A 9,507-nucleotide genomic window follows, 5' to 3' on the forward strand; every position below is an offset into this window, starting at 1 on the left:
GCACATCACCGCTCTGCACCGCTCTGCACCCGATCGGAGACGACCGATGACCGAGTTCTACGCCGACATGCACGGCGGCGAAGAGGTTGCCCCCGGGGCGATCGCTGCCGCTGAGACCGCACTCGAAGGGGTTGCTGTGTACGAGACCCCCGAAGAGCTGGTCGAGGAGATCGAGCGGCTGCGGGGAGAGCTGGCCGAGGCCAACCGGGCAGCCGAATTCAACTGGTCCTCGTACCAGAACGCGGTCACCTGGCATCTCGCGATGGCCCGGGAGATCGTCCGGCGCGGCGGGACCATCCCCAAGGGCGCGCCCGACCTGACCGCCTACTACCTCGGTGAAACGCAGTGGCTCCACCACCGCACGGACGCCGATGCCGCTGGTGAGCACCCGGTCATCCCGGTCCGCCCCGGCACGACCCTCGCGGACCTGATGCGGGCTGTACTCGCGCACACCTGCAACACCTGACCAACCCCCTCTGGGCGGCCCCGTCGCGGGGGCGCGGGGCCGCCCACCCCACACGCAGGAGCGCACATGGACGCCACGCAGACGGGCCGCACCGTCACCGTCGCCCTCCCCGCCATGCCCTACCTCAACTCGAACCAGAGGTTGCACTGGGCCACGAAGGCCCGCAAGACCAAAGCCATCCGCGACGCCGCCGCATGGGCCACCAAAGCCCTCCGGCAGCCCCCCATGAACGCTGTCGAGATCACCGCCGTCATCCACCCCAAGACCAACCGCCGCTTCGACCCCCACAACTTGCAGCCGACCGTGAAGGCCGCGATCGACGGCATCGTCGACGCCCAGCTCATCGCTGACGACGACTCATCGCGACTCGTCTCCGTGGCCTTCCGTGCCGGAGAGAAAGACCCGTCGGGCACTCGTATCGACCTGATCGTGAAGGAGGTGGCCCGGTGAGGAAGACGACCATCGAGCGCACCGGAAGCCCCCTCGTCCTCGACACGCCCATCACCGCATGGGCCACCAAAGCCGCCTGCAAGGGCGAAGAGCTGGAGCTGTTCTTCGGCCCCGACCACGAGAAGCAGGCCGACCGGGAAAAGCGCGAGCAGGAAGCACTCTCCATCTGCCGCAGCTGCATCGTGGTCAGCGAGTGCCTCGAAGCCGCCCTCTCCCAGGGCGCCCGCCAGTGGGGCGTCCAAGGAGGGATGACCGCCGACCGGCGTCGGACGGCGCGGAAGGGCAGGGACAAGCTCGCCGTAGAGGAAGCGCCGGCGCCGAAGCCGAAGAAGCCGCAGCGCCTCTCGACTGAGCGGGTCGATGTGGTCGGGACGATGCGTCGTCTCCAGGCTCTCGCGGTGATCGGACACAGCCCGAAGGCGATCGGGGCGGTGATTGGGGCGTCCTCGTCGTACCTGAACGACCTGCGCACGGGCGGGGCGCGTATGGCGTCGGTGTCGGTGGAGGTCGCGGACGCGCTGGCTCGCGAGTATCCGCGCCTGGTGCGCACTCCTCCGGGGGTTCAGTCCGCTCTGACGATGCGTAACGCGGCGAAGCAGGGCTGGGACGGGCCGCCTGCCTGGGTCGGTGTGGACATGGACGACCCGGCTGCTCGCCCCCGTGAGACCGCTGCCGCCGCCTGACCCAGACCGCCCGCCGTGCCCTCGGATCGCCATGGACACGGCGGGCCCCACGCCCCGAGGAGGAATCGTGCACCGGAAAGACCGCGAGGTAACCCGCGTCACCCATTCCGACCCACAGAAAGATTCCTGCCAGCGGAACCGTGGATCGCGACCGAGAACCCGTCCGACCTTCCCGAACATACCTGGTCACGGGCCTGTAGAAGAGGAAGCGCCGAGGACGTCAACGGCCCCCAGAAAAGGAACTCGTCTTGTGGGTCTATTCGCTATGCCAGGAGGTTTTCCCATGACTTCTCAGCTCACCATTGCGGACGCTCTCGCCGAGGAGGGCATGGCGCGGGCGACCGCTGCGTCAGCGCCGTCCGCTGTCGAGCTGCTCGACCGGCTCATCGCCCAGTGCGCGGCGACGGGGGAACGCTTCTCAGCGAACTCGATCCGATCCCAGCTCCCCGAGGGCCTGCGCCCCGCGGCAATCGGCGGGCGTTTCCGAGAGGCAGCGAGACGGGGCCTGATCCGCCCGGTCGACTACGTCCCCTCCACGGACCCGCGCACGCACGGGCACCCGGTCCGGGTGTGGCAGGGGAGGACGGCATGAGCCACTCCTACGACCCGTTCCGCGCCCCCGCGACCACCAGCCAGTACGACCCCGACGCCGAGCACGACCAGCAGGTGCGGGAGCGCTTCGCCGTCGAGCTCGCGATCATGCTCGACGAGCACGGCCAGGACTACGCCGCGACCCTCGTCCGCCACGCGCCTACCGACGGGCAGTGGCCATGAGGCACGCCGAAAAGCCCGCACAGCGGCGGGCTGATGAGTGCAGGTCGGGCTACTCGGTGACCTTGCCGTCGCGGATGTTCGCCACGTGCTCCCGGGTCCAGCCAACGGCCTTGGCGACCTCGGTGAGCCGGCCGCGCACCTGCGGCTCGCCTCGGGTCTCAGGGAACGCGCTGCGCACAAGGAGGAGCTTGCGGGCTCGCTGCCGCTTCTCCAGCTCGGTGATCTCGCTGAGCTCGCGGATCTTCTGGTCGTCGGTCATCTGGTCGATGGGCGTGTTCATGACAACTAGCTTGCCACACCACGTTGGCCAAGCCAATACGCCAAGTGACTTGACATTGCCAAGTGAGTTGGCATACAGTCATGTCAACGCAGTTGGCCAAGTGGTTTAACGCTCGGCGTGAGGCTGTGAGAAGACTTTACTTTACTAGCACCTTTAAATAATTCTCTGACCTGCGGAAACACAAAAGAGCGCTGCTAGTAAACCCCCGAATCAAGGAGTTCAAATGGCCCGCGACACCCGCCCCTGGTCCATCTGGGACAACCGCAGGCAGGAAGAGAACGACCGCGCCCGCAGCCTCGACGACGCCCGCGACAAGCTCCGCGGCGCCGGCAGCTGGGGTCGCAAGCTCACCGTCCACGACGCCGAGGGCCGCATCGCGGAGATCTGGGAGGACGGCCGCAAGGTCGCCTGACCGCCCACTTGCGCTTGACCAACACCAAGGACACCCGTGAAAGCCTCCCGCCTCCGCAAGGGCCACATCCTCCTCCACGAAGGCCACGCCTTCCGCATCACCGCGATCCGCAAGCGCGGACTCCGCCGCACCGTGACCGCCTTCGGGTTCTACGTCCCCTCCGGCGCACCCGGCACCTACGTCCTCAACCCGCAGCACGAAGTGGAGACCCGATGAAGCGCACCACCCACCGCACCAGCAAGTCGCTGGCCGTCAAGGCCCAGCTCAACTACCAGATCCAGACCCGCCTGAAGGGTGGCGGATCCGTCTGGCTGACCGTGGCCACCGTCCTGTGGACCCGCGAGCGCGACGGAGTCCGCACCGTCTACCTCGGGGAGCTGCGCGGGCACCAGGAGCAGCGGGCCAACTCCGCCACCGAGTGGATGGGCCAGTACACCCAGCCGATGGAACGCCGCCGCTCAGCCTCCTACGACGGCACCCGGATGTGGCACCGGGGCGCCGGCCTCGACTCGCACGAGGACATCCTCCGGCGGTTCCACGCCACGGGCGAGCTTCCCGACGGCTTCGAGGGGTGGTGGACGCCCGGGGCCAGCCAGCCCCCCGGTGGCTACATCCACGAGCCCCGTGTCGACGACCCGACGGTGGCGCTGTGCGGGACGACCCCGCTCATGCTCATCTCCGACGGGCCGACCAATGCGGACGGCACCGACCGCATGTGCCCGGTGTGCGTGGCCAAGCAGGCCGCCCTGGCCGGACACAACGCCTGAGGAGGAACGCCATGGCCATCAAAAGGGTCGAGTGCTACGTCGCCACCTGTGACACCCCCGACTGCAAGCCCTTCGACGGGGAGTTCACACCCCACTTCGACACCGAGGAAGAGGCCGTCGAGCGTTTGTGCGCCGAGGACGAGTGGACCTTCGACGGCAAGGTCCTGCTCTGCCGCGACTGCACCGACATCCGCGAGTGCGAGCGCAACGGCCACGACTGGTGGCCAGGGGGGACCGACCCGTCCACCGGGGTCCGTGAGGAGTACTGCGGCAGGTGCCACGCGGCAAGCCGCCTGCTCGCCACCACCTGACACGCGTGAGGCCCCGGATGGGAAAAGCACCCGGGGCCCACGCCCACCGTACCGAACTTCAAGGAGAACACCATGGCCCTCCCACACACCTACACCGACGACGACGGCGACGCGCTCCGCGTCGGGCATGGCACCTACACCGCCTACGACGCCCTCAGCGGCCATTCGGTCGGGATCACCGCCCCCACCGGCCAAAACGCCGTCGAGCTGGCCCGCGCGATCCTCGCCGCCGCCGGTGACACCGGGCACGTGGTCGTCAGCATCCAGGGCTCCGAGCGCACCATCCGCATCCGGGAGTCCATCGCCGCCGAGACCATGCGCGAGCGGGCCGCCGAGACCGCCTACCACGACCTCTCCACGGAGAACGCTGAGATGGCGGACGCGATCCGCAAGCTGCCGCTACTGCCCGACGGTGTGGCGGCCCTCCGAAACGCCGCCGCGATACACGCGGAAGCCCGCACGCCCCTCACCGCCGACACCGACGCCTAGGAGACACCGTGAGCACCGACAACCGGCCCCACCAGATCGACCTCATCGACTGGGACGGCGACTGCGAAGACGGCCACGTCTTCGACGGCGACGGCATCTGCCTGCGCTGCGACCACGAGAAGTAGCACCCAGCCCGACCGGACCCAGCCGGACACCGCGTGCAAGGCGCGGCCGGGCACCAGAACCGCCGAGACCGACCCCCCTCAGGAGGGCCCCGTGGACAGCCACGCGCTCTACCGCTTCTACAACGACCGCGGACAGCTCCTCTACACCGGCATCACCAACGACCCAGGCCGGCGCTTCACCGAACACGCCAAGGCAAAGCACTGGTGGACCGACATCCGTGGCATCTCCGTCGACTGGTACGACAACCGCGACAGCGTCCTCGCCGCCGAGAAACGCGCCATCCGCATCGAGAACCCCGAGCACAACGTCCGTGACAAGCGGACCCGCGTCACCGACGAGGACGAGTTCACCTACGAGGACCACGTCCACATGGGAGCGGCCATCGCCGCGGCTTCGCAGCGGGAGACCTCGCGTGAGTTCTACAAAGACCTCGCCGACCAGGTCGGTGTAGCTATCGCCCAGGGCTACAGCTACTCCGAGATCGTGGACGCGTCCGAATCGTTCGGGTGGGTTGAGGGATCCACAGTTGCTGATCACCTCCCTGCTTTCCCCGGTCGCCTGCATGCACAGGGCCTCGAAGACCTGAATGACGCCAACGTCTACCTGGCCTCTTTCATCCCCTCCGAGGTTGAGCAGTTCACTTCGAAGGCCCGCTCCGAGCTGGAGATGGCCCGCGCTCATGCCCACGAGATCACCGTCCGTGCGTACCGGCTCGCCCAAGAGTTCATGTCCACCGAGCAGCGCGACCTCGAAGCCCTGAGCGACTTCCTGGCGTCCTCCCCGCAGGGGCAGAAGTGCCTCGAATGGGCTCAGGGCAGGTCCGGCATGGATGCGATCTTCCCTCTCCCAGCCGACTGCCGTGAGGTGATCGAGTCCGCCGTCGGGTGGCTGCTTGGCACCTGGACACCTGAGCAGGCACCGACCACCGAGTACCGGTGGCGCGAGTTCGCCAGCACTGCCCATTGACCAACTACTACCGGGGGAGACACCTATGGCGTGGGTCCGTCTGAGCGACGACTTCTACGATCACCCCAAGTTCGACAAGGCCGGAAGCCTCGGCATCGCCCTTTTCGCCGCCGGGCTCGCCTGGTCGAACAGGAACCTCACCGACGGGTTCATCCCGCGCAAGACGGCGCTTCGGATGCTCGACTTCGAGGACGCGGTGGAGGCCGTGCGTAACGCCGACCGTAACGGTGTGACTAACACGCTACATAACGACGACCTAACACCCGCAGTCACGCGCTCAGCAGTGCAGTCGCTCGTTGACGCTGGCCTTTGGCACGCCGAGGAAGACGGGTACCGCATCCACGACTACCTCGACTACCAGGCGTCCAAGGAGCAGATCGAGGCCGGGCGTGAGAGCAACGCCGCACGTCAGAAGGCATGGAGGGACCGAAGGGCTGCCGAAAAGCAGGGCCGGAAGAACGGGGAGAGTAACGCCGACCGTAACGGTGTGACTAACGGGGGCGTAACGCCCCCTCCCAACCCCAACCCCAAGAAAGAAGAAGTACTACGTACTTCTTCTAGTACTGGCGAAGTCACCGACCTCTTCGGAAACGCCATCGACAACGGGCGCGCCAAGCGGGAGACCAAGGCGAAGAAGAAGACGAAGGCCGAGAAGGAGAACGACCCCTTCTTCATCGAGTTCTGGGACGCCTACCCCAAGAGCACCCACAAGCCCACCGCCGTGAACGCCTTCGCCAAAGCCGTCGACGCCGGCGCGGACCCTCGCCAGATCATCGCGGGCGCCCACCTGTACGCCCAGATGTGGGACGGAGCCACCCCCGAGGAGCGCCAGTTCATCACCAAGGCCTCCAACTGGCTCAACGACGGCTGCTGGGACGGGTCCTGGCACATGCGTGACATGAGTCAGGCCAATGGCGGCCGTCACCTCCGCGCAGTGTCTGGCGGCTACCAGCCGTACCGCAACCCCATCGACCAGGACGCTTACGAAGGAGGACTGCTGTGACCGAGAAGACCAAGGACCTCATCAGCCGGGCGCGCGCCGCGTTCCCTCACATCACCCCCGCCATCCCCGACTTCGACGCCATCGACGGTCAGGGCGGCGACAGCTTCACTGCGATCCGGGACACCGCCGCGATCATCGAGACGACGAACAGCCTGATCCCGCCCTTGTACCGGCGAGCCGACGTCACCGACGAGCGTCTCCTGGCGTGGGTGGATGCCCTGGTGAAGGGCTCTAAGCCCAACAAGTTCTCCCGGGTGCCGTACCTGGGTCGGGGGCCGTCGGTGTTCCTGAAGGGCCAGACGGGTGTCGGTAAGACCTACCAGGCTTTCGGGGCGCTGCGGCGTCTGTCGATCATCGGGGTGGGGTGCGCTCCGGTCGCTGCGTCCATCACTGACATCTACGCCAAGATGCGGCCCCGCCCCGGAGTCGACAGTGAGGCCGTGTTCGAGCGGTACGCCAACGCCCCGTTGGCGTTCATCGACGACCTGGGGGCCGCGAAGACCTCCGAGTGGGTGGAGGAGGTCAACTACCGGCTCATCAACTTCCGCTACGAGCATCAGCTGCCCACGATCGTCACCACGAACGTGCTTCCTGATGACCTGGGCAGGAAGCTCGGCGACCGTGTCGCTTCCCGGATCACGGAGATGGCCGAGCCGATTGCCCTGAAGGGCATCGACCGTCGCCTCGGTGGTGCGGCGTGAGGGGCCGCAGCGAGCCGGGTGTGGCCGGCGACATCAAGCTCATGCAGGAGTTGGCGGTGCGGGCGATGCGCCACGGCGCGGAGATCGACGTGACCACGAACGCGGAACGCCGCCGCGCGGTCCTGGCGCACCCGGACCTGGCCGCACGGCTGTGCGAGGCCCCCCTGGGCTACAGCGACCCGTCCCGGTGGACGGGCTACATCCCCCCGGAGATGTGGCAGCAGCTCCCCAACCGCTCCCCGCGCCGCCTAGCGCTGGTGGAGATCTACGAAGAGGCCCTGTCCCGGGCTTCTGCCGCTCACCAGGCCCAGGAGGCAGCGTGATCACCGACGAGCGCGCCGGATGCAGCGGCCTCGACCCGGCGATGTTCCGGCCCACGACCGCCACCGGCCGCCGGAAGGCACTGGCCGTGTGCCGCCACTGCCCACTCGCCGAAGCGTGCCTCGACGCCGCGCTCGCGGACCCCGCGGGCGCCTACGGGCAGATCGCGGGAGGTACGACCACCGAGGAGCGTGCGCACATCGCCGCGGTACGCGACCGGGCCCGAGTGAGGGTGTCCAAGCCGAAGGTCGCCTCCGCGTACCGGGACCTGTGGGACGGGCACGTGGGCGAGTCCGCGGACCCGGCCAGGAGGCAGGCGGCTCGGCACATGGTGCAGGACCAGGCCGCGGTCAAGGCGTTGGGGGAGCGGCGGTTCGTCGCCGAGTCGGTGCGGTGCTTCGGTTCGGCGCTGCGTTCCGCGGTCGCTGATGGGGACCGGGCCGGGGTGAAGCACGTGCTGCGGGGTCTGCCTGCTGAGCACCGTGCGGCGCTGTTGGTGGCCTTCGCGGGAGAGCTGGGGATCGTGGACATGGCCGGGACGAACTGGGGCGGTGCGTGAGATGACCCTGACGATCGGCTCCCTCTGCTCCGGCTACGGCGGTCTCGACCAGGCCGTGCAGTCCGTCCTCGGCGGTGACCTGGCGTGGGTCGCCGACCCCGACCCGGGCGCCACCAAGATCCTCAAGCACCACCACCCCGACGTGCCCAACCTCGGCGACATCACCGCCCTCGCGTGGTCCACAGTCCCCCAGGTCGACGTTTTCACCGGCGGCTACCCCTGCCAGCCGTTCTCCCAGGCCGGACTCCGGAAAGGAATCGAAGATGAGCGCCACATCTGGCCCCACATCTGCGATGCCATCTGCGTACTACGACCCCGCCTCGTCGTCCTTGAGAACGTGCGAGGTCACCTTCGACGAGGATTCGACTCCGTCCTCGCCGACCTTGCCCGCATCGGGTTCGATGCGAGCTGGGTTTGTGTTCGAGCATCGGACGTCGGCGCCCCGCACCGCCGCGAGCGGCTGTTCGTCATCGCGTGGCCGAAGGGCGAGCGCCCGTACTTCCCCCGCCGCCCCGCCGACGCTGGAGGGCCAGGAGGCGTTGTTCCCGGCGGTGTGACGCTCTTGCCGACGCCGGACGCCTACCAGGGCAGCCGCGGCGGGTCGCAGGACCCGGCGAAGCGCCGTGCCGGCGGACACTCTGTCAGCCTCGCGGATGTGGTCGAGCACCTGCTGCCCACGCCCAGGGCGCGCGACTCGAAGGGGCGCGGGTACGACGACCAGCTCCCCAACGTGATTGAGGACCTGTCACTCCTGCCGACGCCGCGCGCTTCCGGCGGAGCCCACGGCGGCCCGAATCAGAGGGGCAGTAAGGGCGACCTGGCGCTGCCGGCCGCTGTCCAGCCGGAGCACTTCGCCCAGTACGCCGCCGCGATAGCCCGGTGGGAACCGACCATGGGTCGGCAGGTCCCGGCACCCACGGACCCGACGGGCAAGGGCGGTCGGGCACAGCTCAGCCCCCGCTTCGTGGAGTGGGTGATGGGACTTCCGGCCGACCACGTCACTGCCCCGGAGATCGGTCTGACCCGAGCGGAGCAGCTTCACGCCCTGGGCAACGGCGTCGTCCCGAAGCAGGGCGAGATGGCGTTGCGTCTCCTCCTGGAGCGCGTGACCGCCGAAGTGGCCGCATAGGTGCGCCCCGCCAGTCTCTACCTGGCGGGGCACGCCCCCGATCCTCTCATACGCCCGCACAATGCACGCT

General features: G+C 68.2%; 17 protein-coding genes. 16 read left to right on the top strand and 1 reads right to left on the bottom strand.

Features of this window, described 5'->3' with window-relative positions; all coding sequences use genetic code 11:
* Nucleotides 1-46: 46 nt before the first annotated feature.
* The 5 genes from ACFQBR_RS04370 (at nucleotide 47) to ACFQBR_RS04390 (ending at nucleotide 2,373) form a co-directional block, all read left to right on the top strand.
* On the top strand, nucleotides 47-466 hold the full coding sequence (locus ACFQBR_RS04370; RefSeq protein WP_344175517.1) for a hypothetical protein: 420 nt from the start codon (nucleotides 47-49) through the stop codon (nucleotides 464-466).
* Between the two features lie 66 nt (nucleotides 467-532).
* Nucleotides 533-916, top strand: a complete 384-nt coding sequence (locus ACFQBR_RS04375; protein WP_344175519.1) for a hypothetical protein — start codon at nucleotides 533-535, stop codon at nucleotides 914-916.
* A complete protein-coding gene (locus ACFQBR_RS04380; protein WP_344175521.1) occupies nucleotides 913-1,599 on the top strand; it encodes a WhiB family transcriptional regulator in 687 nt (228 codons plus the stop codon). Before ACFQBR_RS04375 ends, ACFQBR_RS04380 begins: the two co-directional genes overlap by 4 nt.
* A gap of 283 nt (nucleotides 1,600-1,882) precedes the next feature.
* Nucleotides 1,883-2,191: a hypothetical protein gene (locus ACFQBR_RS04385; protein ID WP_344175523.1), complete on the top strand. Its 309-nt coding sequence runs from the start codon at nucleotides 1,883-1,885 to the stop codon at nucleotides 2,189-2,191.
* A complete protein-coding gene (locus ACFQBR_RS04390) occupies nucleotides 2,188-2,373 on the top strand; it encodes a hypothetical protein (protein ID WP_344175525.1) in 186 nt (61 codons plus the stop codon). Before ACFQBR_RS04385 ends, ACFQBR_RS04390 begins: the two co-directional genes overlap by 4 nt.
* Nucleotides 2,374-2,422: 49 nt before the next feature.
* Here the strand turns inward: ACFQBR_RS04390 and ACFQBR_RS04395 are convergent, their stop codons facing one another.
* A complete protein-coding gene (locus tag ACFQBR_RS04395) occupies nucleotides 2,423-2,653 on the bottom strand; it encodes a hypothetical protein (RefSeq protein ID WP_344175527.1) in 231 nt (76 codons plus the stop codon).
* Between the two features lie 223 nt (nucleotides 2,654-2,876).
* On the opposite strand from ACFQBR_RS04395, the gene ACFQBR_RS04400 reads away from it, so the two are divergent.
* The 11 genes from ACFQBR_RS04400 (at nucleotide 2,877) to ACFQBR_RS04450 (ending at nucleotide 9,437) form a co-directional block, all read left to right on the top strand.
* Entirely contained in the window at nucleotides 2,877-3,065 is a 189-nt protein-coding gene (locus ACFQBR_RS04400; RefSeq protein WP_344175530.1) for a hypothetical protein, read from the top strand.
* A gap of 36 nt (nucleotides 3,066-3,101) precedes the next feature.
* Nucleotides 3,102-3,281, top strand: a complete 180-nt coding sequence (locus ACFQBR_RS04405) for a hypothetical protein (protein WP_344175532.1) — start codon at nucleotides 3,102-3,104, stop codon at nucleotides 3,279-3,281.
* Nucleotides 3,278-3,832: a hypothetical protein gene (locus ACFQBR_RS04410; RefSeq protein WP_344175534.1), complete on the top strand. Its 555-nt coding sequence runs from the start codon at nucleotides 3,278-3,280 to the stop codon at nucleotides 3,830-3,832. Before ACFQBR_RS04405 ends, ACFQBR_RS04410 begins: the two co-directional genes overlap by 4 nt.
* Nucleotides 3,833-3,843: 11 nt before the next feature.
* Nucleotides 3,844-4,143 carry a hypothetical protein gene (locus ACFQBR_RS04415; protein WP_344175536.1) on the top strand — a complete coding sequence of 100 codons (300 nt, stop codon included), beginning with the start codon at nucleotides 3,844-3,846 and terminating at the stop codon, nucleotides 4,141-4,143.
* Nucleotides 4,144-4,215: 72 nt separating this feature from the next.
* Entirely contained in the window at nucleotides 4,216-4,632 is a 417-nt protein-coding gene (locus tag ACFQBR_RS04420) for a hypothetical protein (protein WP_344175538.1), read from the top strand.
* A gap of 216 nt (nucleotides 4,633-4,848) precedes the next feature.
* Nucleotides 4,849-5,724: a GIY-YIG nuclease family protein gene (locus ACFQBR_RS04425; protein WP_344175540.1), complete on the top strand. Its 876-nt coding sequence runs from the start codon at nucleotides 4,849-4,851 to the stop codon at nucleotides 5,722-5,724.
* Between the two features lie 25 nt (nucleotides 5,725-5,749).
* On the top strand, nucleotides 5,750-6,727 hold the full coding sequence (locus tag ACFQBR_RS04430; RefSeq protein WP_344175542.1) for a hypothetical protein: 978 nt from the start codon (nucleotides 5,750-5,752) through the stop codon (nucleotides 6,725-6,727).
* On the top strand, nucleotides 6,724-7,428 hold the full coding sequence (locus ACFQBR_RS04435) for a P-loop NTPase family protein (RefSeq protein ID WP_344175543.1): 705 nt from the start codon (nucleotides 6,724-6,726) through the stop codon (nucleotides 7,426-7,428). Before ACFQBR_RS04430 ends, ACFQBR_RS04435 begins: the two co-directional genes overlap by 4 nt.
* Nucleotides 7,425-7,751: a hypothetical protein gene (locus ACFQBR_RS04440; RefSeq protein ID WP_344175544.1), complete on the top strand. Its 327-nt coding sequence runs from the start codon at nucleotides 7,425-7,427 to the stop codon at nucleotides 7,749-7,751. Before ACFQBR_RS04435 ends, ACFQBR_RS04440 begins: the two co-directional genes overlap by 4 nt.
* Nucleotides 7,748-8,308, top strand: coding sequence for a WhiB family transcriptional regulator (locus tag ACFQBR_RS04445; protein WP_344175545.1), 561 nt, complete (start codon nucleotides 7,748-7,750; stop codon nucleotides 8,306-8,308). Before ACFQBR_RS04440 ends, ACFQBR_RS04445 begins: the two co-directional genes overlap by 4 nt.
* 1 nt (nucleotide 8,309) lies before the next feature.
* Nucleotides 8,310-9,437 (top strand): DNA cytosine methyltransferase, encoded by a 1,128-nt coding sequence (locus ACFQBR_RS04450; RefSeq protein WP_344175547.1) that lies wholly within the window; start codon nucleotides 8,310-8,312, stop codon nucleotides 9,435-9,437.
* Nucleotides 9,438-9,507: the final 70 nt, after the last annotated feature.

The organism is Nocardiopsis tropica (assembly GCF_042660575.1).
GTDB classification, from domain to species: domain Bacteria; phylum Actinomycetota; class Actinomycetes; order Streptosporangiales; family Streptosporangiaceae; genus Nocardiopsis; species Nocardiopsis tropica.